Genomic DNA, 26,978 nt, shown 5'->3' with positions numbered 1-26,978 from the left:
TTGTACCGATAACGGTACGATTCTGGTAATGAGACCAGTTCCACCGAGGCCGGACGGTCGGACCGGTCAGACCGCGCGTTTGGGGCGTCTGTGGGGGCGCAGTTCGGGTTCCCGCCGGTCGCGCGGCGGAGCGAGGGGCAGCAGTCACAGGAGGGTCGATGGATGGGCGTGATGGACTGGATGGACGGCGACGGCGACGAGGAGTCAGACACCATCGCGACTGACGGTCTCGGATTCGACGAGGAACTCGACGACGATATGGGCGGCCTCGACGGCGGCATCGACGATTTCGACGGCGAAGGCGACGACTTCGACGGCGAATTTGACGCCGAGATGGACGATTTCGACGGCGAAATGGAGGGGTTCGACGACGGCGGCGAAATGGGGGGATTCGACGACGGCGGCGACCTCGGCGGCTCCGGCGTCGACGCCGACCGGGTCGCGGAGATCGAAGACCGCCTCTCGGAGATGGAAAACGAGGTCAGTTCCATCTCCTCGGGGATGAACACGGTCCGGGAGGAGAACAAACAGATCGGCGAGACCGTCGAGGAACTCGACGACACCATCCGGAAGCTGCTGGACATCTACGAGATGGTGACCCGTGGAATCAACCCCTTCGTGGACGACGCCCGCGAGATGGGCGGCCTCGAAAGCGACGGTGCGTTCGGCCTCTTCGATATGGAAGAGGAAGAAGAGGAGAGTCTCGACCCCGACGTCGCGAGCGCCGACGCCGAGGAGTTCTTCGACGAGGACTTCGGGGACCTCGAGGCCGAGGAGGACGAGGCCGAACTCGCCGCCGAGGACGAACTCACCGACGCCGACGACGGCGACGACCCTGCGGCAGCACTCGACAGTGGGGACGAGGAAGGCGACGACGAGGATAGCGACAGTGGCGGCGGAGGTGCGAGCTTCGACGAACTGAAGTCCCAATACGAGGAGGAAGGCGGCTTCGAGGACGAGGATGACGACGGAGCGGCCGCCGAAGACGACGAAGCGGCCGCCGAAGACGAGATCGAAGACGCCCTGACCGGCGAGAACCTCGACGAGGAGTTCGACGGCGACATCGATGAGGCGTTCGCCGAGGATATCGACGGTGCGGACGCCGATGCCGAGGCAGACGCCGTCGAAGACGAAGCCGAGACGGTCGTCGAAGCCGAGAGCGCTGAGGAAGTCAAACCCGACGACTCTCTCTTCGAGACCGAAGAAACCGACGAGGCGACGAATGGTGTTGCCAAGCCGGCTGCGCAGACGAACGCCGCCGCGGACGCAGCCGAGGCGGATGCGGCTCGGAACGGCGCGGCGACGAATCGGCGAGGCGCACAGCAGCCCGCCGACACCGACGCGTACCTGAGTGCACTTCCGGCCCGGTACACCGCCGAGTCAGCCGTGCTCGAGTGGGCGCGGTTCCTGGTCGACGTCGGCGGGGCAATCGGCGCCGCACGCGCCTTGCGCCAGTACCGGACACAGGGCTGGATCACCCGGCAGGTCGAGCGGACGATGAGCGAACACGTGCGCAACGCCGCCACCGCGGGCGAGACGGAACGGCCCGAAGAACTGCGCGTCGAGCACCACAGGGAGAGCCTGACCTACATCAGCCGGCTGGCCGGTGATGTCGACGAGTCCCGCCTTCTGGAGGAACTGTCGACGCTCGGAGGGGGTTCCCGTGGGATTCGGCGTTAGCGGCTCGACTGCGATCATCTTCCTCGGGGTGCTCGTCGCGACTGGGACGCTGTATTCGGCCGCCGCAGGGACCGCAGAACAGATCGCCGAAGCCCAAGAGGAAGACAGAGAGGACCTCCTCGACCGTCAGAACACCGAAATCGGGGTGACGGAAGTGGTCTACAACGATAGCGAATCGAATCTGGATATCACCGTGACCAATATGGGGACGACGACGCTGTCGGTCGAGGAGACGAGCCTACTCGTCGACAACGCGCTGGTCCAGCCGGATTCGACCACCGTCGACGAGGACGGCTCGACGGACGTGTGGGCGCCCGATAGCTCCCTCGTGCTCCACGTCAGCGGTATCGATCAGCCCGACCGCGTCAAGGTGGTCGCCGAGAACGGGGTCGCAGCGAGCAACACGACCGTCGAGGTGAGCTGAATGGCCGACGTCTCGGTGCCCAGTCTGATCCTGTTCATCGCGAGCATCGTCATCGCGGCGGGCGTGGCGGGCGTCCTGATCGACACTGTCACCGGGATCAGCGGGGCACTCGACGACCGGGGCGCGGACGTCGCAGAGAACATCCGGACCGATATCGAGGTGATCAGCGACTCCGAGAGCGGCGTGTACGACAGCGACACGAACACGATCGCGCTGTACGTCAAGAACACGGGTGACCGGACGTTGCCGGCGACTGGCGAGACGTTCGACGTCATCGTCGACGCGCAGTACCGCACGAACGTATCCGTCTCCGTCGCCGACGGCAGCGGCGACGACTGGACGCCACACGGGGTTGTCGAAGTCACGATCGGCGACCTCGATTTGGGGTCGGGCGATCACCGGGTGACGCTGACCGTCGACGGCGACGAGGAGGTGTTCCGTTTCAACCGATGAGCTCGAATCAGTACTCGATCGGACTGCAGGAGCACGATCGACTGGAGAAGGAACTCGGCGGGGGGCTCCCAGTCGGCTCGATCGTCCTCATCGAGGGCGACTACGGGGCCGGCAAGAGCGTTCTCTCCCAGCGGTTCACCTACGGGTTCACTCAGGAGGACATCGTCACGACGCTCGTTTCGACGGAGTTGGGCGTTCGTGGCTTCCTGGACCAGATGCACTCGCTGACGTACGATATGGTGAAACCGATGCTCGACGAGGAGATGCTCTTCATCCCCGCCGAGATCGACGCTTCGGGGACGCTGACCGGCAGCGAATCCGACGACGAGCGCAAACAACTCCTCAAGCGGATGATGGAGGCCGAGACGATGTGGAACGCCGACGTCATCCTCGTCGACACGTTCGACGCCATCCTGCGGAACGACCCCAAGTTCGAGGCGCTGGTCCGGCAGAACGAGGAACGGCAGGCCGCCCTGGAGATCATCTCGTTCTTCCGCGATCTGACCACCAAAGGCAAGACGATCGTTCTCACGGTCGACCCCTCGACAGTCGACGAGGAGGCGATCGGCCCCTTCCGGTCGATCGCTGACGTCTATCTCGAGTTAGAGATGGTCGAGGTGGGCAACGACGTGCGGCGGAACATCTTCGTCAAGCGGTTCGCCGGGATGGGCGAACAGGTCGGTGACCGGATCGGCTTCTCGGTCCGATCGGGCATCGGAATCGTCATCGAATCCAGGAGTGTTGCCTGATGGCTACCGAACACGGCTCAGCGAAGATCGACAGCGAACTGAAGCAGCACGCCCAGCAGTGGAAACACCTGCGCGAGCATCTCAAGCGCTTCCGGCAGATCACCGGCGAGTTCCCGATGCTCGTCGACGAGCCGGACGGCTACGAGTCGCGCCGGCCGAACATCATCTACCACCTCGGCGGGCCGATCTACTCGCAGGTATACGGGAACTTCGGCGAGACGACCAAGTATTACACCATCGAGCCGGAACTCGAAGACGACGAACGGGAGGTCTTCGGGCAGGTCAAGGACAAACTGCTCGAGCGGTCGGTGACGAAGCCCGCGCCGACCGACGACACCGAGTACGAGGATCGGATCCGCGAACTTTTAGAGGAGATCGTCGTTCTGGAAGACGAACACGACGGGCGACTCGCCGAACTCGTCCAGCGCCTCGAACTCGGGCCCCTGGAGATCACCGAGGAGACCTACGAGAAAGTCCGGTACCGGCTCATCCGCGATATCGTCGGTCTCGGACCGCTCGAGCCGATTATGCGCGACCCCGCCAACGAGGACATTCACGTCATCGGGCCCCGGCAGGTCGACGTCGACCACGGGGAGTTCGGGCTGCTCGAAACCACCGTCGAGTTCGACTCCGCGGAGCAGTACGACAACTGGCTCCGGAATATGGGCGAACGGATCGGCGACCCCGTCTCTGACGCCCACCCCATCGTCGACTCGACGCTGCCGGACGGGTCGCGTATCAACATCATCTACTCCGACGACGTCTCGCTGAAGGGATCTTCGCTGACGATCCGGCAGGGCGACGACGTGCCGCTTTCGATCTTCCAGATCACGAAGTGGGGCACCCTCTCGCCGGAGTTGGCGGCGTATCTCTGGATCGCCTTAGAGAACGAGCGGACGGTGTTCGTCGTCGGCGAGACGGCCTCGGGGAAGACGACGACGCTGAACGCCATCACGTCGTTCATCCCGCGGGACTCGAAGATCTACACCGCGGAGGACACCGCGGAGGTCCTGCCGCCGCACAACACCTGGCAGCAACTCCTCACCCGCGAGGGGCGCGGCGCGGACTCGGAGGTCGATATGTTCGACCTCGTCGCCGCCGCCCTGCGGTCCCGCCCGGACTACATCATCGTGGGAGAGGTCCGTGGCGAAGAGGGCCGGATGGCGTTCCAGGCGGCCCAGACCGGCCACCCGGTGATGCTGACGTTCCACGCCTCGGACATCGTCTCGATGATCCAGCGGTTCACGGGCGATCCGATCAACGTCCCCGAGACGTTCATGTCGAACGCCGACATCGCGCTGTTCCAGAACCGCGTCAAGCGGGGCGACGAGACGCTCCGTCGCGTCACCTCGGTCCAGGAGATCGAGGGGTACTCCAAGGAGATGGGCGGCGTCGTCACCCGCGAGGCGTTCTACTGGGATCCCGTCGAGGACGAGATCGTCTTTCAGGGCCGGAACAACTCCTACATTATGGAGGAGAAGATCGCGACGCTGCTCGGCTACGACGACACGCGGCAGATCTACGAGGACATCGAGTTCCGCGCGGAACTCATCCGACGGGCGATCCAGGAGAACATCGTCGGCTACCACGAGGTCAACGAGTTCATCGAGGACTTTCAGCGCGACGGCACGGAGGGCATTCCCTTCGATATGACGAGGGTCGACTGATGAGCGAAACAGGGACCGAACCGGAGCCGGACGTCGGATTCGGGGCACAAAAGCGGCAACTACGCCAGTTCGCGTCGTCGGTCCTCGACGCCTACGAGCGGATGCCGATGGACAACCGGAAGTACCTCATCACGGTCCTGGCGCCGACGGTCCTGCTTTTCCTCCTCGGCGTCGGCGGCGCGGTCACGCTCCCGCTGCCGGTGTTGGTCAGGATCCCGATTTTCCTCCTTGGGGCGCTGATGCTTTTGGCCGGGATGTTGTACCCGCGGTTGCTCGTGGAAGACCAGCGCCGCGGGCTTGAAAACCAGCTCCACCTCGTCATCACCCACCTGACGGTGCTGTCGACGACGAACATCGACCGTGTGGAGGTGTTCAGACAGCTCGGCCGTCAGAAGGAGTACGGCGAACTGGCCGTCGAGATGCGCCGGGTCACCGAACTGGTCGACACGTGGAACCAGTCGCTCGACGACGCGTTGCAGCGGCGGTCCCGCGCCGTTCCCTCGAAGGAACTCGGCGACTTCTTCGATCGGCTCGCATACTCCCTGAACGCCGGGCAGAGCCTGGATGACTTCCTGCTCGGCGAGCAGCAGACGATGATCCAGCGCTACATCACCGTCTACGAGGGCGCGCTAGGGAACTTGGAGGTTATGAAAGACCTCTATCTCTCGATGATCCTGTCGATGACGTTCGCGATCATCAACGCCATCGTGCTGCCCATCCTCACTGGGACGGACGCGACGATGACCATCGCGGCGGTCATCGTGCTCTTCATTTTCGTGCAACTGGGCTTTTATTACGTCATCAGGACGATTTCGCCGCACGACCCGCTGTGGTACCAGCAGGAGGAGTACCGCACGAAGATGGACCGCCAGATCGATATTGCACTCTACGGGTCGGTGGCGCTGGCGCTATTTTTCATCGTCCTCCTCGGGACCGGCACCGTGGGCTGGACGCCCGTCGGACAGGCGGTGCAGACTGTAATGTTGGATATGCCGATCCCGATCCTGATTGCGGCGCCGCTGACGCCGCTTGCAGTCCCGGGGCTCGTGGCTCGCCACCACGAGAACAGTATCAAAGAGCGCGACGAGGAGTATCCGGGCTTCATCCGGGCGCTGGGTGCCTCAGAGAGCGCGAAGCAGTCGACGACGCGGGCGGTCTTAGAGACGCTTCGGGAGAAGGACTTCGGCATCCTCTCCCGCGAGATCGATCGGCTTTACAGCCGGTTGAATATGCGGGTCGAGCCCGACCGCTCGTGGTTTTTCTTCACCGCCGAGACCAGTTCCTACCTCATCCAGAAGTTCTCCGAGATGTATTTGGTCGGACGGCAGATGGGTGGGACGCCCAAGCAGCTGGGGGAGCTGATTTCGGAGAACATGAACGAGGTGATCAAACTCCGGCGCCAGCGTGACCAGGCGACCGTGACGCTGATCGGTGTCCTCTACGGCATCACCGCCTCGGCGTCCTTTGCCTTCTTCATCGGACTGGAGGTCGTCGAGATCCTCGCGACGTTCTCCTCGGATCTGAACCTCGCACAGTTCGAGTTCGGCCAGATCATCTACGCGGGCGTCTACAACATCCCGGTGATCGAGTACCTGCTCTCGATGATCATCCTGTTCAACGCCGTCCTGTCGGCGCTGATGATTCGGATGGTCGACGGCGGGCACAAGGTCAACGCCTACCTCCACTTCGTCGTCCTCGTGTGGATCGGTGCCGGAAGCGCAGTACTGACGAGCTCGCTGGCAGGAGCGCTGATCAGTGTATGACCTCGACGGATTCAGAGGGCGGAGACGGCGGGACCTCCGAGCACGGTGAAGCTGCCAGCAAACGGTCGGAGCTCCTCGAAGCCTACCGGAAACAGAACGGCGACAGCGACGCGGAGTCGGGGTCCCGTGGGGAGTCGAAGTCGGGGTCCGAGAGCGGAGACGGGGGCGACTCGGCTCGCACCGTCGGCGGGGAGTCTATCGTCGTCGACTTCATCGCGAACTTCGTCGCTGGCGGCGACGCCGCCTTCGACCCGACGAAGGGACGGGTGTTGATGAGCGAACGACGGCTCGTGCTTGCGACTTCCGAGGCGAAGACGACGATCCCGATCGCGGCCATCTTCGACATCGCGGTCGGGCAGGTGCCCCCGGAGGTCGAGGAGTTCTTCGACTACACCGTGATGGTGGGGTACGTCGACGGCGACTACCGCCGGACGACCGTCATCGGCGGCGACCGCGAGACCATCGAGAAGTTCTCACTTTTGCTCTTCCGGGCGACGCTCAACGGGTCGACCGCGCTCGTGACGCATCCCGCGAAGGTGGGCGGTCGGGTGATGGACACCCCCCAGCGGCGGGCCGGTCTCCACCTGGACTACGAGTCGGTTTCGTTCACCGGCGGCGACTTGCTGGAGAAGGACGATCCGGTCTCGATCGACCTCGCGTCGGTCATCTTCTTCGAGGTGATGGAGCGGACCGATGCCGACGGCGAGACGAACCTTGTGCTCTCGGTCCAGCACGTCCAGGAGGGACAGACCGTCACCTCCGAGATCACGATGGGCTCGCGGCGGAAAATGAACATCCTCGGCCGCTACTTGCGGTTGATCTACCACTGGATCAAAAGCGACGTCCGCGACGTCGACGTCGAGGAGCACGAACTCGAGGTGCTGGTGGGGCTGTACTCGACCAGCGAGGAGATCGACCTGGCCTCGCTGCTCGACATCGACGAGGCCGAACTGGACGCCCGGCTGGAGTCGCTCCACGAGGACGACCTCATCACCGACGAGGAACCGCCGGTCGATCTCACGCCGCAGGGACGGTTCATCGTCAACGAGGAATTCGAGGACATCAACGTTTGAAACGGACTGTCTGTGTCGCGTCCGGAAACCGCGGGTCGATCAGGAGCCGCTGTCGCGGGCAACACGGGTTCGGGAGCCATTGTCGCGGGCAACACAGTTTCAGGAGCCGCTGTCGCGGGCAACACGGTTTCAGGAGCCGGAGTAGAGCCCTGGAGATCGGCCCATCGATCGCGTCATCGCATCGCATCGAGCGCGATGAAGGCGTCGGCGTCGGCCGTCAGCCAGGCATCGGTGCGTGTACAGCAACACTCCCGCGTGGGGTAGACAGTGCATCGGTCCGGCTGTCCGTCAAACCGGACGACGACGCTGTGGAGGTCGATCTCGCGAGGCGCGTCCTCGTTGTCGGCGCTCTGGGGCGGCGAGCGACGCGGAGTATCAGCGGGAGACTCTGACATCGGCACCCACAGTCGGATCGAATCGTCCGAAGGCTATATCCCTGCCGTTGGCAGGCAAGTTCCGCCGGCTGGGACGGACTAAAGTGGACGCACACGACACATCCGGGGAGATGGTAGATCCGACTTCGGACCTCGGAGAGGACGTCGACGAGGACGACGCCCCAGTCTGTGCGACCTGCGGCGAGAAGATCATTCAGTCGCCGACACACCGCGTCGTCACCTGGGTCGAGGACGGACGCGCCCGACACCGGCATTTCTGTTCCGACGAGTGCAAAGCGGCGTACGACGGATAGCGGCGTCGCAACGATCTGCGGTTAGCAGGTTATTCGCCATCGACGTCCGTTCTGCGGTTGTCGCCACTCGCCTTCGATCTCCGACCTGCAACGGTCGCCTTACTCACTATCGTCAGCCGACCAGAACCGATCAACGCCGTGGCCGAGCAGGTCCGGAGTCACCGGGCCGAACTCCGCGCGCTCGGCCGGCGGGAGATACTCGCGGACGCTGTCCCACGACTCGCGAGCGTAGCGCGCGTCGACGAGCGCCCGGATCCCGACTTCCTCCGGCCCGCGGATGACGCGGCCGATCGCCTGGCGCGCCTTCCGCACCGCGGGGACGGTCAGCGCCGTCTCGAAGCCGCTGCGACCGCCCTCGCCGTCGGATCCGAACCGGCGGTCGTACGCAGTTTTCACCGCGCGCGTCCGCGGGCTCGACGTGTCGATGATGGGAACACCGCAGACCGCGGCGGCCGCGAGCCGGTCGCCGCGGTAGTCGACGCCTTCGGTGAGTGTTCCGCGAAGGCTGGTCACGAGTACCTTCGGCTCGCCGTCGAAGAACTCCGCTTTCAGCGCCTCGGTCGTGTCGTCGCCTGAGGATTCATCCAGCAGCACCGGCCGGTCGAGACGTGCTTTCAGCGCCTCGGCCATCCACGCCGCCTCCGCGTAGTTCGGCATCCCCACCAGGACGTTCCCCGGCGACCGTGCGATCTCCGCGACCGCGTCGACGTACGCGCGGCGGGTTGGGTTCGACTCCCCGGGCGCGCCGCGATTCTCGTGAGTGAACTTCGGCGTATCGACCGCGAAGGAGGCCCGGTTCCCCTCCGGAAACGACAGGCCGTAGGTCCGCTCTTCGATCGGCCGGCCTGCGGCCGCGAGGGCGTCCAGTCCTGTGACCTCGCGGAAGATGTCCATCGGTTCTAACGTTGCCGACATCAGGACGCCGCCGCCGAACTCCCCGAGGCGGTCGGCGATGGCTTCGCCGGGGACGCAGTTGTGGAGCGCGAGGCGGGCGTTGTAGGCGCGCCGCCAGGAGTTCGGCCCCTCGGTCTCGTCCCAGGTCCGCTCTAATTCGAGCGCGCGGAAGTACGCCACGTGGTCGGCCCGCGCCCAGTTTGCGAGCGTTCGCCCCACGGCCGGGGCGGCCCGGCGGACGTCCTCGTCCTCGGCCTCGTTGAGGATGCGGGCGACGACGGCCCCGACCGACTCGGCGCGCAGCCACGCCGCTTCGTCGTAGCCCTCGCTCTCGGCCCACTCGGTCAGTTCGTCGATGCCGGGGGTTTCGGGATCCCGCAGCGGCATCTCCGCGTCGTCGAGTCGCGTGAGGTCCGCGCGCCAGTCCGGCAGCGTCCGGTCGAGATGAGCCCGAACGTGCCGGTCGATCTCCGAGCGGAGGGCCGAGACGAACTCGCGGGTCTCGCGGAGTTCGCGCAGCGTCACGTCCGATTCTTCGAGTTCCCCGCGAACCAGGTCGGCGTCGGCGCTGCCGGCGTCGCCCGTCGACGCCGACTTCCCGGCGTCGGCGAACTCGACGGGCTGGATCACCCGCGTGAGTTCGTTCTCGGCGTCCCGAAGCGTCGTCTCTCCCACGCCGTCGCTCACCAGGTCGCGGACGCGCGGTTCGAGCATATGGGCCTCGTCGCAGACGACGAACGTCTCCTCGTCGAGCAGCGCGCCCGTGAACGACCCCACCGTCTGCGGGTCGAACGCGTGGTAGTAGTTGCCGAGGACGACCTCGACGTGTGGGAGGAGCGCGCCCATCACCGAGTGCGGGCAGGTCCCGTAACCCGCGCTCAGTCGCACGAGTTCCTCGGCATCGATGTGCCCGCGCTCGGTGACGTCGAACGGAACCGCTTCGACCGGGTCGCCGTCCTCGGGAACGTCGTCGAGGAACGTCGCGTAGAACGGACAGTACTCCGTGTCGCCGTACTCGGCAGTCTCGGGGAGGTAGGGCGTCGGCTCGCCGGCCGTCGAGAGGTAGTCGGGGCCGTCAGTCGTCCCCGAGTCGAGCAGGCCCGTCTGGGCTGCCCGCGCCTCCGAGACCAGCGTTCCGGTCGAGGTCTCGCCGCCGTCTCCGACCAGGTTCCGGGTGCGCTCGCGCAGTCCCTCACAGCGGTCGTAGACGGTCTCGTCGTCGATGCCGGCAACGCCCTCGCGGCTGTACGGACAGACGTCTGCCTTCCCGAGGAGCGTCAGTCCGGAGATAGGCGACCACTCCTCGGGGAGGTTCGCGTTGATCGTGCCGAGGTCCTCTTCGAACTGCCGGAGCTGCTGCTTGACGCTCGTCAACACGAGCACGCGCTCGTAGTCGGAGTCGGGGTCGCGGACGCGGTCGATCCCCGCGGTGAGCGCGAGCATCGTCTTCCCGGTGCCGCAGGCGCCCTCGACGACCAGAAAGCCGTTCCCCGCGGCCGCGTCGATGGCGGCGTCGATGCCGTCGGCTTGTTCGGGGTACGGTTCGTCGTGGCCGAAGACCGCCTGCCAACTCACGTCCGTCAGTGACGCCGCCGCGCTCATATCGGTGTCGGTGAGTGGTCGCGGCCTCGGATAAAAACGTCCGGCGGGAGATCAGTCGACGTCGCTACTCTGCAGAAGCGAACCGGTCCGTGGCGCCCCCGACGCAGACCACAAGCGAATCCCGGGTCGGCGCGTACACCTTCATCTCCCGGCCTTTCACCGAGTACTTCGTACCGATCACCCGGATGAGTCCGGCCTCCCGGAGCTTCTCGAGGTGGTGTCTGACGTTCTGCAGCGACGTGTTGACTGCGTCTGCGAGTTCGGAGGCGGTCGCCGCCTCGTCCTGCAGGGCGGCGAGTGTCGCGCGGGCGGTGTCGACGGCGAGACAGTCGATCAGTTGCGCCGCTTCCTCGTCTTCCAGGGGGAGGACTCGGACCTCCCCGTCCTCGTCGCCGACACGTCGGTTGGTCTCCGACGGTAACAGCCCCGACATATCCATCGGTTTCGGCCTCGTCTACCTAAACATTTCGGATATCTGATACAACCTCGGTCACGCGTGATCGGTCCAGTCACACCTTTCTGTCTGTCGATTAGCGTTCACCCGGGGCAGTAAGCAGCACTGAAGCGCCGACACCCACCGGATTTAGGCCGCGTCGGGCCGAACTACGGACGATGATCACGAGCGAGCGGATGGCCGCGGTCGATCGCAACGCCGAGGCACTCGGCGTCCCGCGGAAGCAACTGATGGAGTCGAGCGGCAACGCCGTTGCCGGCGAGGTGCGACGGCTGGCGGATCCGGGAGCGACGGTGGCTATCGTGGCTGGCCGTGGCAACAACGGCGGTGACGCGCTCGTCGCAGCCCGGTTTCTCGACGAGTACGACGTCTCCGTCCACCTGCTCGGCCGCCCGGAGACGGTCACCACTGACATCGCCCGGGAAAACTGGGAGGCGCTGCAGGCGGCCGAGTACGACACGCGCGCGGTGACCGACTCGACCGCTCTCGACCTGGACGACCCGGACGTCGTCGTCGACGCGATGCTCGGCACGGGCGTGACCGGCGCGCTGCGGGATCCCGCTGCGACGGCCGCGCGGGCGATGAACGACCGCGACGCCACGGTTCTCTCGGTAGACGTCCCGTCGGGCATCGACGCCGACACCGGGGACGCGCCGGGCGTCGCAGTCGAAGCCGACCACGTCGTGACGTTCCACGACGAGAAGCCCGGCCTGGCAGAACTGGACACCACCGTAACGGTCGCGGACATCGGCATCCCAGCGGCCGCGGAGCAGTTCACCGGACCGGGCGACCTGCTGACGCTCGACCGGCCCGCAGAGAGTCACAAGGGCGACTTCGGTGAGGTGCTGGTCGTGGGAGGCGGCCCCTATACGGGAGCGCCCGCGCTGGCGGCCCAGGCGGCGCTTCGTGCGGGCGCTGATCTCGTCCGCGTCGCCTGCCCGGACAGTGTCGCCCGGGAGATCCAGGGTTTCAGCGAGAACCTCATCCTGCGGCCGTACGACGGTGAGCGTCTCACCTCGGCGCAGGTCCCAGAGGTCGCGTCGCTCGCCGCCGAACACGATGTTCTGGTGCTCGGTCCGGGGCTGGGCAACCACGAAGAGACGCTCGCGGCGGTGGGTGACCTTCTGGAAGCGTACGACGGGACCGCGGTCGTCGACGCTGACGCCCTGTCGGTCGTGCCGAACGTCGAGACCGAGGCGACGCTGATCTGCACCCCGCATCGGGGTGAGTTCCGGCGAATGGGCGGCGAGGCTGACGACGACTGGCGACGCCGGGCGGATTCGGTTGCCGGGTTCGCGGCGGACCTCGGAGACGTCCTGCTGGTGAAAGGCCCATACGACGTGATCTCCGACGGCGAGACGACGCGCGTGAATCGGACCGGCAACCCGGGGATGACCGTCGGCGGCACCGGTGACGTACTCGCGGGCGCCACCGGCGCGCTCGCGTGCGTGCTCTCACCGTTGCAGGCGGCCGCCGTCGGGGCCTACGCGAACGGCCGCGCCGGGGACGCCGCCGTCGAGGACGCTGGGCACGGCCTGCTGGCGACGGACCTGATCGATCGACTGCCCGCGGCGCTCTGGGAGGACGGACAATGACCACGAACGAACCCGACGACGCGACGACCGATGCACAGCGCGAGGAAACAGGAAACGCCGCCGACGCCGACCTCACCCACGTCGACGACTCGGGTGACGTCCAGATGGTCGACGTGGGCGAGAAGCCAGACACGAACCGCCGCGCGGTCGCACGCGGGACGATCCACCTCTCGTCGTCGACTATCGATGCGATCCGGGCGGACGGCATCGACAAGGGAGACGTGCTCGCGACCGCACGGATCGGCGCGATCCAGGCTGTCAAACACACCTGGGAGACGATCCCGATGTGTCACCAGATTCCGATCACGAACGTCGACACCGACTTCGACGTCGGGGAGGCCCACGTCACCCTGACTGTCGCCGTCGAGACGACCGGCAAGACCGGCTGCGAGATGGAGGCCCTGGAGGGCGTGACGACCGGGCTGAACATCGTCTGGGATATGGTGAAAGCCGCCGAGAAGGACGAGGAGGGGCAGTATCCCGGGACGGCGATCACCGACGTCGAGGTGGTCTCGAAGGAGAAGCGGCGGATCGACGCGGACGGATAGTCGGGCCTGAAGGGTGGCGACGCGCCGACTACCGCCCGTCGATACTGGCTTCGGAGTCGGCCTCCGGCCCCTCTCCCGCTGCTGCCGGCGCACGAACGTCTGCCGCCTTCGACCGCGCCTGTTCGATCACTGCCGGGCGGGCGGAGAACTCGACGAGCACCTCCTCGCCGGTGTACTCCTCGCGCTCGACGTCCCCGTGGTCGTAGAGCCACGAGACGAGACTCATCGCGTCGTCCGACAGCGGGAGCAACAGCCGTTCCTCGCGCCAATCGGGGAGTTCCGCCTCGATCCGTTCGGTCAGCGCTTCGATGTTCTCCCCGGTGAGCCCCGAGACGGCGACGGGGTTCGGCGCGAGGGCGTCCAGCGCCGATCGCTTTTTTTCGAGTTCCGCCTCGTCGACGCGGTCGATCTTGTTGAGGACGGTGACGATCGGCGCCTCGTTGCGCTCGTAGAGCGTGTCGTGGCAGGTCACGAGTTTCTCGCGCATCTCCTCGATCGACTCGGATGCGTCGACGACAAGCAAGACGAGATCCGCACGATAGACCGAATCCAGCGTTGACTCGAAGGACTCCACGAGCCAGTGGGGCAGATCGGAGATGAACCCGACGGTGTCCGTCAGCAGGATGTCCCGCGTTCCGGTGTCGGCCCGGCGGGTCGTCGTGCCGAGCGTGGTGAACAGACGGTCTTCGGATTCCGCGGTGGGGTCGAGGTCGGGGTGGAGATCCTCGTTTTCGGTGACGTCGAGGTCGTCTGCGAGCCGGCGCATCAGGGTCGACTTCCCGGCGTTGGTGTAGCCCGCGAGCGCAACGAGGTCGAAGCCCGACTCCCGGCGCTGCTCGCGACGCGTCTCCTCCTTGTCGGCGATCCCGTCGAGTTCCTCCTTGATGCGCGAGATCTGCGCTTTGATGTCCCGTTCGCGGCTCTCGTCGTACTCGCCGAGCCCCATAAATCCGGGGCGTTCGTCGCGCTTTGCGAGCGAGGCCTTCGCCTCGGCGCGCGGCAGTTCGTAGCGGAGTTCCGCGAGTTCGACCTGAAGTTGCGCCTTCCGGGTGTTGGCCCGCTGGCCGAAGATTTCCAGAATCAGCGTGAAGCGATCGATCACCTCGACTCCCGTCGGGAGTTTGCCGCCGATGTTGAAGGTCTGGTACGGTCCAAGACGGTTGTCGACGATGACCGCCTCGGCGCCGGTCTCGGCCACCAGTTCGGCGAGTTCCTCGACTTTGCCCTCGCCGAAGTGGTAGGCGGCGTCCTCTGTCCGGGACTGCGAGAGTCGGCCGACGACCTCGTAGCCGGCGGCTCGCGCCAGATCGGTGATCTCACTCAGGTCGGCGTTCTCGCCGCCGTCGACCCGTTTTGCGACGACGACCGGGCTGTCTCCGCTCATTCGTGCACCACGGCAGCGGCGGTCTCGGGGGTGGTCACCTGCACTGTCTACCTGAAGGTAGGTGGTCGAACCACTTGAACGCTGTCCGGTGCGGGAGGTGGTCCACGGACTCTCTCGATCGCCGGAGCGTCTGGCCGCTATCTTCAGGTAAATCCGTCATCATCGATTGCTACTCAACATTCCCCACTTCAGTGGATTTTAAAACCACTTTCGATTCGTCTATTGTAGTGAAGTTTAAACATTACCGAGTCATAACGAAGATATCTCTATGACACGCCGAATTCGTTCCCGGTTTCTTCCGTCCGACGCGACCCTCTTTCTCGTCCTCGCGACCGTCTGGGGGCTGTCGTTCGTGGCGATCGAGGCCGGGCTCCGACACGTCCCGCCGCTGTACTTCGCAGCAGTTCGCTACGCCCTCGCCGGGATGCTGGTTCTCGGGTATGCCGCCGTCACGACCGATCGCGTACGACCGCACGGCCGAACCGAGTGGTTGAACGTCGCCGTCGTCGGCCTCTTTCTGGTCTTCGGGTACCACGCGCTGCTGTACGTCGGCCAGCTATCCGTCCCCGGGCCGGTCGCCGCGGTCGTCGTCAGCCTCTCGCCGATCCTCACCGCCGCCTTCGCTGCGGCCCTCCTGGACGACTCGCTGGACGCGCTCGTGGCCGGCGGCTTCCTGGTCGGTCTCCTCGGCGTCGCCGTCGTCGCCGACCTGGATCTCTCGAACCTGCTTTCGGCCGACGTCTACGGAATCGGCCTCCTCTTCGTCGCCGCCGCGGCCTTCGCGCTGGGATCAGTGCTGTCGACGCCGCTGCGGACGGCCCTCGCCGACGTCTCGATGCAGGGCTGGGCGATGCTCCTCGGCGCGGCCGCGCTCTTCGCCGGGTCGCTGGCGCGCGAGGAGTCGCCCGCCGCCGTCGAGTGGACCGGCGCGGCACTGGCGGCGCTCGCGTACCTGACGCTCTTTTCGGGCGTCGTCGGTTTCCTCGTCTACTTCGCGCTCCACGAGCGGATCGGCCCGGCCGAGAGCAACCTTGTCAGCTACTTTCAGCCGATCGTTGCCGCCCTCGGCGGCTGGGCCCTCCTCGGGCAGACGGTGAGCCCGACGACAGTCGCGGGCTTTCTCGGCATCTTCGCCGGGTTCCTGCTGGTCAAACACGAGACCGTCCGGGCTCGGGTCGGGGTCGCTGGCGTACAGTCCCCTGGACCGTTCGCACTCCAGGTCCGCTTTGAGCGTCGGCTCCGATGGCTGCGCTGCAACGGTCGCGCGGTGTACTACGGCCACGATCCTGACTGCAACGACACCGGCACCTCGGCGGTGGGATTCGGACAGGACGCCGACTGATCGAGGCGGGTCGGCAGTCGAAAAACGCTAGCTGTCGATGAAATCCGGCTCCAGCCGCTTTTCCTCGTACTCGGATTCGAGGTGCGCACGGAACGTCTCGACGTCGACGTCGCCGCGCTCGCGTTCCTTCCGATCGCGCACTGAGATGGTCTCAGCCTCCTGTTCGTCGCCGCCGACGATCACCATATACGGGACGCGGTCCTCCTGGGCCTCCCGTATCTTCCGGCCGAGCGTCCACGAGCGGTCCTCGACGGACACCCGGAAGCCGTCGAGTTCGTTCTTCACGCGGTGGGCGTAGCCCAGCTGGTCGTCGCTGATCGGGAGGATCCGGACCTGCTCGGGCGCGAGCCACAGCGGGAACTTCCCGTCGAAGTGCTCGATCAGGACCATAAAGAACCGCTCGTAGGAGCCGTACAGCGCCCGGTGGATCATCACCGGCCGGTGGTCGGCGTTGTCCTCGCCCGTGTAGGTGAGCTCGAACCGCTCGGGCATATTGAAGTCGAGTTGGACGGTGGGGCCGTCCCACTTGCGACCGAGGGCGTCCTCGAACGCGAAGTCGATCTTCGGCCCGTAGAAGGCGCCGTCGCCGGGTTCGAGGTCGTAGTCGATGCCCTGGTTCTCAAGCACCGTCCGGAGGTCCGCCTCCGCCCGCTCCCAGATCTCGTCGCCGCCGACGGACTTCTCCGGGCGGGTCGCCAGCGCGACGTGGGCGTCGAGGTCGAAGGTGTCGAGGACGTCGTAAATGGCATCCATCACCTGGTTGACCTCGCGTTCGATCTGATCGGGGCGACAGAACAGGTGGCCGTCGTCGATGGTGAACGACCAGACCCGCGAGAGCCCTGAGAGTTCGCCGCGCTGCTCTTTGCGGTACACCTTGCCGTCCTCGAAGTACCGGACGGGCAGGTCGCGGTAGGACCACGAGTTCTCGTCGAAGATGGTGGCGTGACCCGGACAGTTCATCGGTTTCAGGCCGTACTCCTCGTCGTTGACGTCGAGGAGGAACATATCGTCGACGTAGTTGTCGTAGTGGCCCGACTTCTTCCACAGTTCCGTCCGGAAGAGGTGCGGCGTCTCGACGGGGTCGTAGCCGGCGTCGACGTTGAGCGAGCGGGCGTACGACGACAGTTCGTCGAGGATCTTCTTGCCGTTGGGGTGATACAGCGGCAGTCCCGGGCCCGTGACGTCGGGGATCGAAAACAGATCCAGTTCCTGTCCGAGCTTCCGGTGGTCGCGTTCTTTGGCCTCCTCCCGGAGCGTCAGGTACTCTTCGAGGTCCGATTCGGACTCGAAGGCCGTTCCGTAGACGCGCGTCAGCGTGTCGTTGTCCTCGTCACCGCGCCAGTACGCCGAGGAGATGTTGAGCAGTTTCACCGCGCCGATCTCGCCGGTCGAGTCGACGTGGGGCCCCTGACAGAGGTCCTCGAAGTCGCCCTGGACGTAGAAGGAGACGGGATCCTCGCACGCTGCTTCCTCGTCGAGGATCTCCCGCTTGTACCGGTTGTCCTCGTAGGTCGCGAGCGCCTCCTCTCGCGGCCGGAGTTCCCGCTCGATGGGGAGATCCTCCTCGAGGATCGTCTCCATTTCCGCTTCGATCCGCTCTAGGTCGTCGGCGTCGAGATCGACGCCCGCGACGTCGTAGTAGAAGCCCTCGTCGGTCGGGGGACCGATCGCGAGTTTCGCTTCGGGGTAGAGCCGCTGTAGCGCCTGGGCGAACACGTGCGCCGCCGAGTGTCTGAGCACCCGGAGGTACTCGTCGCTATCCTCGGTGACGATCACGATCTCGGCGTCGTCGTGGACGGGGGCTGCCTTGTCGACGAGTTCGCCGTCGACGACACCCGCAACCGTGTCGCGTCCCAGGCCGGGTCCGATCTCGTAGGCGACGTCTTCGACCGTCGCGTCCTCCGCGACGGACAGTTCCGAGCCGTCGGGGAGGCGAACAACGATTTCGCTCATACGCGTTGGGAGTGCGAGCGCACGAATAAGTGTTTTCGAGTCGCCGAACGGAGCCAGTGAAGCACCTTCCGGTTTTCACCCATCCCGCCGGCTCTCGTCTTTCACGATCGGCGTCCGGAACGTCCTCACGATCGGAGATAGGCAGAAATTATTACACTTTGGACCGACGCACCCGTGTGAACACAGCAGACGTCCACCAGATCGGTGAGACGGTCGCGGTCGACGGGGCAGAAATCACGGTCGCCGCTCCGGAGGAGGGTCTCTTTTCGAGCAAACGGGTGAATCCGCCGAGACTCGGCGGGCGGAAGGTCGAGGGGTACACCGGCGTCGGCGTGCAACACCTCGTGGTCGTGCTGCGGAACACCGCGGAGTCGGCACTGTCACTCCCGGATCCGGCTGACGTCCACTTTCCGAGCCTGGTCGGCCGTGAGGACGCCGTCGAGCACCACTACACCCACCGCGGCGAGACGCAGACGAGCCTGTTGCGGCTGTTCGCTGAACGGGAGCGTCTCAACGCGGGAGAGACCGTCGTCGGACTGCTGACGCACACGTACGCCTACGGGCTCTTCGCCGGCAACGAGACCGCCCCGGTTGTTTCTCCGTACCCCGATAACGCCGAGGCCGAAGCCCCCGACCCGCTGGAGTTGACTGTCACACCGCCGGGAGCAGAGCGGCCGACGACCCTCCGGTGGGATCCGAGCCGCTACGAGGAATCGCCGCGTGTGTCGATGACCCCGAGGCCTCCGGGCGCCGACGAGGGAGAAGCGACGGCTCCCGCAAGCGACGGATCGGAGTCGTTCCCAGCGTTCTGTTCGGAATGTCACGCGAACCTGGACCGGTACGAGAAGCCGAAGTACTGCCCGCAGTGCGGATCGAAGGTCGCGACCGAAGAGATGGCAGTTCGGGCAGCGAAGTGGTGGGGGGCCGTCGTAGCTAGACCGGAGCAGTCGTTTCAGTTCGACAGCAACCACCCGCTTTCGGCGGCCGAGTTCGAGGAGTTGGTCGCGCTTCTGGACGTAGCAAACGACGACGTACGGACGTATGCCGCACACGCTTTGGCCGAATATCCGTTCTCCGGGTGGCAGGTGGAACCGGACCAGTTAGGGTCGGCGATCGACGCGCTCCCGACGCTGATCGAACGCATAAACACCCAGCCGTGGGCGTGTGAGGCGGAGCTGAGCGCGGTTCTCACCGTCGTCGAGACGGCGTTCAACGGACGGGAGCGGTCCAGTTCGACAGATGTCGTAACCGACGTGATGGAGCTATTCGACGGCGCGTCGGAGGGGACGGACGGCGACGAGTTTATTCCGAATGAGTACGGCCGACACGAGGAACACGGATTCCTTCGCCTACTCGAAGAACTCTCGGCGGTGGCCCCCGAGCGGGTCCGCCCCGCACTTCCCGAGGTTATCGCCGCGCTGGAGCGGGAACTCGACCGCGAGGACGTGCCGGCGGAAAGCACGGAGTGTGAGATGTGTGGACTGCGTCACGAACTGGATCGTGTGACGTTCGTCGAGCCGACCGTGGAGTTCCTCACTGCCTACGTCGAGGACGATCCCGAAGCGGTGAGTCCTGCGATTCCGTCGCTGATCGAGGTTCTGGATCCGGATAAGACGCCCACCGCTCCCGGGGTTGTCGGGTGTGACTGCGATCAGACCGTCTCGGAGCTGCTGCTCACGCTCTCGGAGCACGCACCGGCCGCGGTCTCCGAGGGACGGGAGGCGTACCTCCGGGCGGCCGGAAACGGCGGATTACCGATCGCTCCCACGTCGACCCAAGTCGGTTCGCTCTATCCATTAGTCCGAGAAACCGTTGCGGACCTGATTGCGACGCTCGTCCGACGCGGGGCGATGGACCCGATTCCGATCACCGAGGGGTTGCGATCGGAGAACGGCCCGTATCTGGAGACGATGACGCAGGCCGCGGCCGACCTCGCCGAGTCGGACCCCGACCACCTCTCTTCGTCGATTCCGGATCTGATCACCCTCCTCGATTTCGAGGAGTTCCACTACACCATCTGCGGCGCCGCGGCGACGGCGCTCGGCCACCTCGACGCGACGGAGGCGGTCGAACCACTCTGTGACCTCTACGCCGAGGCCGAAGACAGGGAACTCGGAGCCGGCGACTACGTCCAAGAGCGCGTCGCGGGCGCCCTCGACCGGATCGAGGCGGCCCCGATCCGGAGCGAATCGCGGATCAACACCCGCGAGGACCCCGTCTGTGCGTCGTGCGGGAACGACCTCGACGACTACGGGCTCCCGGAGTGGTGTCCCGGCTGTGGAAACAAGATTTACTGACGGGCCCGTTCCGCGCCCGCCAGATGACCGGCGGGGCAGTCGCCGTGGAAGACCCGGCCTCAATCGGTCGACTCCTCAGCGCGATCCGAATACTCGCGTTTCACTTCGTCCGCATACGCGTCCGCGAGGCGGGTCGGTTCCGGGAGTTTGTATCCGGCACACAGGTTCTCGACCAGATCCGTCGCGGTCCCGACGCTCACCCGGTGGCCGGGGCTGACGTAGATCGGATTCACGATCGGTCGCGAGTCGTACTGCCGGGACTGGAACGCGTGGCCGATTGGCGTGCCCGGCGCGGCGTTTTCGACGTCCTCGTCGGCCAGGATCTCCGTTCGCCAGCCTTCCGGCCGGCCGTCGGGATCCGCTGCCGGGCGCCCGCACAGCAGTCCCTTTGCGACGCCGACACTCGGGACATCGAGGGTCACGCCGATGTGGGTCGCAAGTCCCGCCTGGCGATAGTGGATCCGGCCGCTGCCGTCGAAGACAGCGAGGTCGGGGTGGCAATCCAGTGCCGCAAACGCGGCGAGGATCGGCCCGCCTTCGCGGAAGGCCAGTAGGCCGGGTATGTATGGAATCTCGAGTTCGGTCACGGCGTGGGCCCGCTCGACGACCGTCTCCCCGCGGCGGACGACGACGACGCTCACCGCCCGGTCGTCGAGGAACGCCTGATCGACGCCGGCGACGAGCGGTGCCTCGGCCGACGGCGACGCGGGGGCGTCGTCCGGTCCGTCGATCCACTCAGTGAGTTGTTCGCCTTCAGACCGCGAGACGGCGGCCGGATCGAACGCGAACTCGTCGGTCCACGTCGCTGCCGCGGCCACGTCGCACTGGAGCGATTCCATCTCCTCGCGAGTCGCCGTCGCGTCGGGGACGAACTCGGAGTAGACTGGGCGCATCCGCGGTTAGTACCGGCCGGGACCGCCCGGGCCGCCAGGGCCACCCGGGCCGCCTCTGCCGCCGCCACCGCCGCCGAACTGGAGGGACTCCGGGACGCCGACGCGGCCTTTCACGCGCACGCCGTAGGCGAGGCCAACGAACAGGCCAGCGAGGTGTGCGAGGTGGGCGACGTTGCCGCCGATCGCGCCGCCGCCGCCGGCGACGCCGAAGCCCGCGACGATGCTGAACGCGGCGAAGCCGAACGTGAGGACCCACAGCGGCATCGGGATGATGAAGTACAGATACACCTTCAGGTTCGGATTCAATACGGTGAGCACGCCCAACACGCCCATGATCGCACCGGAGGCGCCCACGACGCCCGCCCCGAAGGGCCCGGCCGTCAGGAGCGTCGAAAGCACCTGCGCGAGCCCCGCGACGATGCCTGCGCCGAAGAAAAGCGCTGTGAAGCGTTTCGTATCCAGGTACCGCTCGACGACCGGCCCGAAGAAGTACAGCGCGATGCTGTTGAACGCGATGTGGGTGAAGCCGCCGTGCGCGAAGATCGAGGTGAACCACGTCCAGACGTAGCCGATCTGGCCGGGTGAGAGCACGAACACCGCCTGCCAGAGTTCGCTCCGGGGTGAAGCACCGAGCAGCAGGGGGAAGACGAAAAACTGCAATCCGAACGTCACCCACATCGCCCCGAGGAAGACGTAGCTCATATTGCCCCGGAAGTACCCGAGCGGCCCGCCGGTTCCGGTGACTCGATCGAGGAGACTCCGGGAATCCGACGTACTGCTACGGTTGCTGACGCTGTCGTCGAACCCGCTGTCGAAGACGCCGGAGGGATCGTTCCAGTCGTTGAGACCCGGACAGTCGTGGTTCTCCGGGAGACGGTGTTCGGCACAGAACGTCTGCCCGCACCGACTGCACTGGTACGGCATATTCTCGTGTGCCCCGCACTCGTCGCAGGTAGCCATCACCGACTGTAGTGACGGCGGGAGTAAAAGCGGTTCCCTCCTCGTGTCCGTCCGACAGGGGGAGTGTCGTTTGACCGCCCGTTCACAGCGGTCCGGAAAACAGTGTTTGCCGGGCTGTCCCCGAATCCCGACGGGGGTTCGGCCGCGTTTCGATCACTGCGATGCCGACTCCGGAGTCGACTCGTCTTCTCCGGACTCCTCGGCCGTGGCCTCGTCGTCGTCCGTCCGGCGGAAGTTCTCGGGGACGACCGTCGGATGCGCGACGCCGAGGTGCGTAGTGGTGCTTGCGGCCATAGTCAGTTAGACGTAGGCGGTCCATACGCAAATAATTACCCATACGCATAACGTATCCCGGAACGCAGCCGTGATTACTGGGAAAAATAAGCCGGATTCGAATAACACGCGTCGCGAGGCGGTTACGCGAACTCTTCCTCGTAGAGGTCCATCGCGTGCTCGATGGCGTCTTTCGCCGCGGCGGCGTCTTCCCACCCGAGCGTCTCCGTCTCCTTGCCCGCTTCGAGGTTCTTGTAGGTCTCGAAGAACTCCGAGATCTCGGCCTTCTGCTGGTCGGTGAGATCGTCGACGTCCTGGACGTGGTCGTAGCGCGGGTCCTCGTCGGGGACGGCGATGACCTTGTCGTCTTTCTCGCCGTCGTCGTCCATCTTCATCATCGCGACCGGACGCGCCTCGATGATACAGCCCGGGAACGTTTGATCCTCGACCAGGACGAGGATGTCGAACGGATCGCCGTCGTCGTAGTACGTCTGTGGCAGGAACCCGTAGTCGGAGGGGTAATGCACGTTCGAGTGCAGGACGCGGTCCAACACGACACCGGGGACGTCCTTGTCGTACTCGTATTTGTTCCGTTCGCCTTTCAGACACTCGATGACCGCATAGACGATGTCCGGCGCGTCCGGGCCCGTCTCCATCTCTTCCCAGAGGTTCGTCATACCTCGTCTGTTTCCGAACGAGCAAAAAATCCTTTCGCATCGGCGCTGACCCGAAGGATTTCTCGGGACAACTGGGTCGGCAGGAAGAGACTGCCACCGTTTCTCTTTGGATAGTCCCGCGCTATTCTCCGGGGAATCCTCAGAGAAGAACAGCTGTCACAGTTCGGTGGGAGATTGATGGCCTGAGACTGCGGAAACGACGTCTAATGGCCGTGAGAGCGCCGTTTGGCGGTAGAATTTCATTTCTGAATATCGGTGAGAAAGGTTAAATATCCCGGCACCATCCTACCAGGTATGTCAGAGGCACAAGCAGTTGCTGGCGAAGTGAGCGTGGTACGCGACCTTACCGCGTTTCAACAGAACATCCTCGTCATCCTCTCAGAGGAGCCGATGTACGGACTCGCGATCAAACGGCGTCTCGAGGAGTACTACGGGACTGAAGTGAACCACGGTCGACTCTACCCCAACCTCGACGACCTCGTCGAGATGGGATTAGTCGAGAAAAGCGAACTCGACAAGCGGACCAACCAGTACGAACTGACCGAGGCGGGCCACGACGCCCTCATCGACCAGTTCGACTGGATGCTCGCGAAGTTCGTAAGCGACGACGAACGCGCCGACGAAGTCGTCGACCTCGTCGAATCCTACCGGTAACGCGTCGTCTCGGTCGTCAGCCGATCAGGTTCCGGGCACGTCGTCGGCGACGTCGGCAACGACGTCGACGCTCTCGGCGACGATGGATTCCTGCTCGGCTGACGGCCACACGTTCCGTGGATAATACTCCGTGAGGAACTCCTCTCTTTCGTCCGCCGTCGCGTCGGCGACGGACTTCAGATAGTGGTTCCCCATAAAATCCGCAAAGGCGCGGACGTTCGCCGCGTGCGCCGGGCCGTACGCTTCTTCCACAGCCTCGATGATCGCCTCGTTTCTCGCTTCGACTGCTTCCCACTCGGCACTCTGGTCCGGTCCCGACAGCGACACCTCGACCGCCCGGTCGGTGTCCTCGATGCGGTCGAACTGGACCGTGCCGTCGTCGACCCACTCGTCGGGGTACAAAATCAGCGTGTCGTCCTCCTCGCGGACGCGCGCAGTGTAGTCGTGGTCTGTGACGAGTTCCTCCCGTCGCTCCCGATACGCTTCCGCGGCGGCCCCCTTCGCGGCCTCGTCTGCCAGCCGCGTCAGGCGTTCGGCCTCCGAGACCACCTCCTCGGGGACGTCAGGGGTCCGTTCGTCGGCGCCCTCCGAGTCATTCCCGTCCGCGGCGTTCGTCCCGCTCTCCGCCGTCGCCGACGACTCGCTACCGGCTCTCGATCGATCGGAATCGCCGCCGTGTTCCTCAGCCATCGTCGAGCGCCTCGTTTGCCAGTGAGTCGGCGCGGTCGTTTACTTCTCTCGGTACGTGCTCGATCGTCCACCGGTCGAACGCGTCCAGGAGTTCGAGTACCCGCACGCGCCGCTCGCGCAGTTCCGGGTTGTTCGTGTCGTACTCGCCGCGGATCTGTCGGACGATCAGCTCTGAGTCCCCGCGGACGTCGACTTCGTCGAACCCGTAGTCGCGAGCGGCCGCGAGCGCGCGCTCGAGTGCCTCGTACTCGGCGCGGTTGTTCGTCGTCTCGCCGATCCGCTCGCCGCCCTCGGCGACGATCCCCTCGCTCGTGACGAGTACCCACCCGATCGCCGCCGGACCCGGATTGCCGCGGCTCGCGCCGTCGAAGTAGACGTGCGCCCGCCCGCCCTCGTCGGCACGAAGCATCGGCAGGAGATCCGTCGGCCGCGAGCCCTGCACCACGACCGTATCGTCGTAGGCGACGGCCGTGGCCTCGCCGCGTTCGGCCCGCCACCGCTCGTAGTCGGTGTTTCCCGGCTCGACGTTCACGCCCGCGGCTTCCAGTCGGTCGCGGGCGACGTCAGGGTCACACTCGATACTCGGCATAGTGGAGGGATGGTGAGCGGACGAAAGAAGGGTTCGGTCTCCGGGCCCGTGCGGATGTTTTCCCGTACGGAGCGAGGGTTTAAGTTTATCGAGATAGCGAATATAAAAATGCGATGACACGGCCCACCCGCCAGCGGGAACAGGACGTCGACCGGACGCGATGGCAGGGAGAACGCGAGGAGGAGGCGGACGAAGCTGAAGACGACATCGACATCGAGGATATGGACGAGGAAGATCTCGTCCGGACGGGAGACGGGGAACTCATCCACGAGCCAACCGGGATCGTCGTCGAGGAAGAACAGATCGACCCGGGGCCGGAGTGGCGGGCGTTCAACCACTCCGAGCGACAGGAGAAGTCCCGCGTCGGCGCACCCACGACGCAGACGATGCACGACAAGGGGCTGACGACGACGATCGACTGGAAGGACAAAGACGCCTACGGGCGATCGCTCTCCTCGGAGAAGCGTTCGCAGATGCACCGATTGCGGAAGTGGCAGGAGCGCATCCGCACGAAAGACGCGGGCGAGCGTAATCTGCAGTTCGCCCTGTCGGAAATCGATCGGATGGCCTCGGCGCTCGGGGTCCCCCGCTCGGTTCGGGAGGTCGCCTCCGTCATCTACCGGCGGGCGCTCAACGAGGATCTGATCCGCGGGCGCTCCATCGAGGGTGTTGCCACCTCCGCGCTCTATGCCGCCTGTCGAAAGGAGGGCATCCCCCGCTCGCTCGAAGAGATTTCCGAGGTCTCACGCGTCGAACGCAAGGAGATCGGACGAACGTACCGATACATCTCACAGGAGTTAGGCCTGGAGATGCGGCCCGTCGACCCGAAGAAGTACGTCCCACGGTTCTGCTCGGAACTCGACCTCTCGAAGGAGGTCCAGTCGAAGGCCGACGAGATCATCGAGACGACGGCCGAGAAGGGACTGCTCTCCGGGAAATCGCCCACGGGCTTCGCCGCAGCAGCAATCTACGCGGCGTCGCTTCTGTGTAACGAAAAGAAGACCCAACGCGAGGTCGCCGACGTCGCGCAGGTGACCGAGGTCACCATCCGCAACCGCTACCAGGAGCAGATCGAAGCGATGGGCATCCACAGCTAAGCGTCGGACGGTCCGCTCTGACGGGGGCTCTCCGCCGGCAATGAGAAGAGTACCCGAACCGCGCGCCGACTTCGAGTGGACACACGGGACAACCGTTAAAGCCGACCGCGCGGTTCTGCAGAACGATGGTCGACCTTCCCTGGCGGCGGAGTGAAGACGACGGCTCGGACACCGACGGGGACGCGGCGTCGACCCACACGGACGCGGTCGCCCACTGTGAGTGTCAGGACGGAACGCTCGCGGTATACGACGACCGGATCGTCATCGAACGCGTCCGGCGCTCGAAGTTCGCAGACAAGACGATTCCCGTCGAGGAGATCACGGGCGTCGACTACGACCGCGGCATCACCGTCGGCTACATCCAGATCGAACAGGTCGGCGTCCCGGTCGACTCGGGGGGACTGCTCAGCGACCCGATCAACGAGAACACGCTCCACTTCGGACGGGGGCGGCGGGCCGACGCGGCGGCCGCGAGAGATGCGATCCTGGAGCGCGCACAAGGGTGACGGGCGCGCGCCGCCTGCGACCGCGGAAGGCACCTACCGACAATCCTTATCACCGGACCGGCCGTACGGTCAG

Annotated in this window: 26 protein-coding genes; 15 read left to right on the top strand and 11 right to left on the bottom strand. The window is 65.4% G+C overall.

All coding sequences use genetic code 11. The features are described 5' to 3' along the window. Window positions 1-162: 162 nt before the first annotated feature. From RJT37_RS07665 to RJT37_RS07635, 7 genes are read left to right on the top strand one after another with little or no spacing between them, the layout of a single operon-like run. On the top strand, window positions 163-1,680 hold the full coding sequence (locus tag RJT37_RS07665) for a flagella accessory protein C (protein ID WP_390209021.1): 1,518 nt from the start codon (window positions 163-165) through the stop codon (window positions 1,678-1,680). Continuing rightward, window positions 1,664-2,104, top strand: coding sequence for an archaellum stator protein ArlF (gene arlF, locus RJT37_RS07660; RefSeq protein ID WP_313689140.1), 441 nt, complete (start codon window positions 1,664-1,666; stop codon window positions 2,102-2,104). The genes RJT37_RS07665 and arlF overlap by 17 nt, the downstream gene beginning before the upstream one ends. After that, on the top strand, window positions 2,105-2,557 hold the full coding sequence (gene arlG, locus RJT37_RS07655; RefSeq protein ID WP_313689139.1) for an archaellum stator protein ArlG: 453 nt from the start codon (window positions 2,105-2,107) through the stop codon (window positions 2,555-2,557). Beyond that, the gene (gene arlH, locus RJT37_RS07650; RefSeq protein WP_313689138.1) at window positions 2,554-3,306 is read left to right on the top strand and encodes an archaellum protein ArlH; all 753 of its coding nucleotides are present in this window, start codon (window positions 2,554-2,556) and stop codon (window positions 3,304-3,306) included. The genes arlG and arlH overlap by 4 nt, the downstream gene beginning before the upstream one ends. Then, a complete protein-coding gene (locus tag RJT37_RS07645; RefSeq protein ID WP_313689137.1) occupies window positions 3,306-4,973 on the top strand; it encodes a type II/IV secretion system ATPase subunit in 1,668 nt (555 codons plus the stop codon). Before arlH ends, RJT37_RS07645 begins: the two co-directional genes overlap by 1 nt. Beyond that, the gene (gene flaJ / locus RJT37_RS07640) at window positions 4,973-6,736 is read left to right on the top strand and encodes an archaellar assembly protein FlaJ (RefSeq protein ID WP_313689135.1); all 1,764 of its coding nucleotides are present in this window, start codon (window positions 4,973-4,975) and stop codon (window positions 6,734-6,736) included. Before RJT37_RS07645 ends, flaJ begins: the two co-directional genes overlap by 1 nt. Then, on the top strand, window positions 6,733-7,809 hold the full coding sequence (locus RJT37_RS07635) for a CheF family chemotaxis protein (RefSeq protein ID WP_313689133.1): 1,077 nt from the start codon (window positions 6,733-6,735) through the stop codon (window positions 7,807-7,809). Before flaJ ends, RJT37_RS07635 begins: the two co-directional genes overlap by 4 nt. 173 nt (window positions 7,810-7,982) lie before the next feature. On the opposite strand, the gene RJT37_RS07630 is transcribed toward RJT37_RS07635, so the two are convergent. Next, window positions 7,983-8,204, bottom strand: a complete 222-nt coding sequence (locus RJT37_RS07630; RefSeq protein ID WP_313689131.1) for a DUF7511 domain-containing protein — start codon at window positions 8,202-8,204, stop codon at window positions 7,983-7,985. A gap of 110 nt (window positions 8,205-8,314) precedes the next feature. On the opposite strand from RJT37_RS07630, the gene RJT37_RS07625 reads away from it, so the two are divergent. Next, entirely contained in the window at window positions 8,315-8,497 is a 183-nt protein-coding gene (locus RJT37_RS07625; RefSeq protein WP_313689909.1) for a DUF7576 family protein, read from the top strand. A 99-nt stretch (window positions 8,498-8,596) separates the two neighbouring features. Here the strand turns inward: RJT37_RS07625 and RJT37_RS07620 are convergent, their stop codons facing one another. Together RJT37_RS07620 and RJT37_RS07615 are read right to left on the bottom strand one after the other, a co-directional pair. Further along, window positions 8,597-10,993, bottom strand: coding sequence for an ATP-dependent DNA helicase (locus RJT37_RS07620; RefSeq protein WP_313689130.1), 2,397 nt, complete (start codon window positions 10,991-10,993; stop codon window positions 8,597-8,599). Window positions 10,994-11,057: 64 nt separating this feature from the next. Next, entirely contained in the window at window positions 11,058-11,426 is a 369-nt protein-coding gene (locus tag RJT37_RS07615; RefSeq protein WP_313689129.1) for an ArsR/SmtB family transcription factor, read from the bottom strand. Window positions 11,427-11,623: 197 nt separating this feature from the next. Between RJT37_RS07615 and RJT37_RS07610 the strand changes: the two genes are divergently transcribed. Together RJT37_RS07610 and moaC are read left to right on the top strand one after the other, a co-directional pair. Continuing rightward, window positions 11,624-13,042, top strand: a complete 1,419-nt coding sequence (locus tag RJT37_RS07610) for an NAD(P)H-hydrate dehydratase (protein ID WP_313689907.1) — start codon at window positions 11,624-11,626, stop codon at window positions 13,040-13,042. After that, the gene (gene moaC, locus RJT37_RS07605; RefSeq protein WP_313689127.1) at window positions 13,039-13,590 is read left to right on the top strand and encodes a cyclic pyranopterin monophosphate synthase MoaC; all 552 of its coding nucleotides are present in this window, start codon (window positions 13,039-13,041) and stop codon (window positions 13,588-13,590) included. Before RJT37_RS07610 ends, moaC begins: the two co-directional genes overlap by 4 nt. 28 nt (window positions 13,591-13,618) lie before the next feature. On the opposite strand, the gene hflX is transcribed toward moaC, so the two are convergent. Then, a complete protein-coding gene (gene hflX / locus RJT37_RS07600) occupies window positions 13,619-14,974 on the bottom strand; it encodes a GTPase HflX (RefSeq protein WP_313689126.1) in 1,356 nt (451 codons plus the stop codon). A gap of 268 nt (window positions 14,975-15,242) precedes the next feature. On the opposite strand from hflX, the gene RJT37_RS07595 reads away from it, so the two are divergent. Further along, window positions 15,243-16,316 carry a DMT family transporter gene (locus RJT37_RS07595; RefSeq protein ID WP_313689124.1) on the top strand — a complete coding sequence of 358 codons (1,074 nt, stop codon included), beginning with the start codon at window positions 15,243-15,245 and terminating at the stop codon, window positions 16,314-16,316. Window positions 16,317-16,343: 27 nt separating this feature from the next. Here RJT37_RS07595 and thrS read toward each other — a convergent pair whose 3' ends face one another. Beyond that, complete coding sequence (thrS, locus tag RJT37_RS07590) at window positions 16,344-18,269, bottom strand: threonine--tRNA ligase (RefSeq protein WP_313689122.1); 1,926 nt, start codon at window positions 18,267-18,269, stop codon at window positions 16,344-16,346. 176 nt (window positions 18,270-18,445) lie between these two features. On the opposite strand from thrS, the gene RJT37_RS07585 reads away from it, so the two are divergent. Continuing rightward, window positions 18,446-20,566 (top strand): hypothetical protein, encoded by a 2,121-nt coding sequence (locus RJT37_RS07585; RefSeq protein WP_313689120.1) that lies wholly within the window; start codon window positions 18,446-18,448, stop codon window positions 20,564-20,566. A gap of 59 nt (window positions 20,567-20,625) precedes the next feature. Here RJT37_RS07585 and RJT37_RS07580 read toward each other — a convergent pair whose 3' ends face one another. The 4 genes from RJT37_RS07580 to RJT37_RS07565 form a co-directional block, all read right to left on the bottom strand. Next, window positions 20,626-21,459 carry an endonuclease V gene (locus tag RJT37_RS07580; protein WP_313689118.1) on the bottom strand — a complete coding sequence of 278 codons (834 nt, stop codon included), beginning with the start codon at window positions 21,457-21,459 and terminating at the stop codon, window positions 20,626-20,628. 6 nt (window positions 21,460-21,465) lie between these two features. Beyond that, complete coding sequence (locus RJT37_RS07575; protein ID WP_313689117.1) at window positions 21,466-22,419, bottom strand: rhomboid family intramembrane serine protease; 954 nt, start codon at window positions 22,417-22,419, stop codon at window positions 21,466-21,468. Between the two features lie 153 nt (window positions 22,420-22,572). Further along, window positions 22,573-22,713 carry a hypothetical protein gene (locus RJT37_RS07570; RefSeq protein WP_313689116.1) on the bottom strand — a complete coding sequence of 47 codons (141 nt, stop codon included), beginning with the start codon at window positions 22,711-22,713 and terminating at the stop codon, window positions 22,573-22,575. Between the two features lie 122 nt (window positions 22,714-22,835). After that, window positions 22,836-23,369, bottom strand: coding sequence for an inorganic diphosphatase (locus tag RJT37_RS07565; RefSeq protein ID WP_311171137.1), 534 nt, complete (start codon window positions 23,367-23,369; stop codon window positions 22,836-22,838). A 294-nt stretch (window positions 23,370-23,663) separates the two neighbouring features. Between RJT37_RS07565 and RJT37_RS07560 the strand changes: the two genes are divergently transcribed. Next, the gene (locus RJT37_RS07560; protein WP_313689115.1) at window positions 23,664-24,023 is read left to right on the top strand and encodes a PadR family transcriptional regulator; all 360 of its coding nucleotides are present in this window, start codon (window positions 23,664-23,666) and stop codon (window positions 24,021-24,023) included. Window positions 24,024-24,047: 24 nt separating this feature from the next. On the opposite strand, the gene RJT37_RS07555 is transcribed toward RJT37_RS07560, so the two are convergent. Both RJT37_RS07555 and rnhA read right to left on the bottom strand, forming a co-directional pair. After that, window positions 24,048-24,713: a DUF7108 domain-containing protein gene (locus RJT37_RS07555; RefSeq protein WP_313689113.1), complete on the bottom strand. Its 666-nt coding sequence runs from the start codon at window positions 24,711-24,713 to the stop codon at window positions 24,048-24,050. After that, a complete protein-coding gene (rnhA, locus tag RJT37_RS07550) occupies window positions 24,706-25,302 on the bottom strand; it encodes a ribonuclease HI (protein WP_313689112.1) in 597 nt (198 codons plus the stop codon). The genes RJT37_RS07555 and rnhA overlap by 8 nt, the downstream gene beginning before the upstream one ends. A gap of 113 nt (window positions 25,303-25,415) precedes the next feature. On the opposite strand from rnhA, the gene RJT37_RS07545 reads away from it, so the two are divergent. Then, window positions 25,416-26,399: a transcription initiation factor IIB gene (locus RJT37_RS07545; RefSeq protein ID WP_311171142.1), complete on the top strand. Its 984-nt coding sequence runs from the start codon at window positions 25,416-25,418 to the stop codon at window positions 26,397-26,399. A gap of 125 nt (window positions 26,400-26,524) precedes the next feature. Further along, window positions 26,525-26,905, top strand: coding sequence for a hypothetical protein (locus tag RJT37_RS07540; protein WP_313689109.1), 381 nt, complete (start codon window positions 26,525-26,527; stop codon window positions 26,903-26,905). Window positions 26,906-26,978: the final 73 nt, after the last annotated feature.

Origin of the sequence: Halobellus marinus, assembly GCF_032113415.1 — an archaeon.
Taxonomy (GTDB): domain Archaea; phylum Halobacteriota; class Halobacteria; order Halobacteriales; family Haloferacaceae; genus Haloquadratum; species Haloquadratum marinus.
This window is presented reverse-complemented; position numbering and strand designations above follow the sequence as displayed.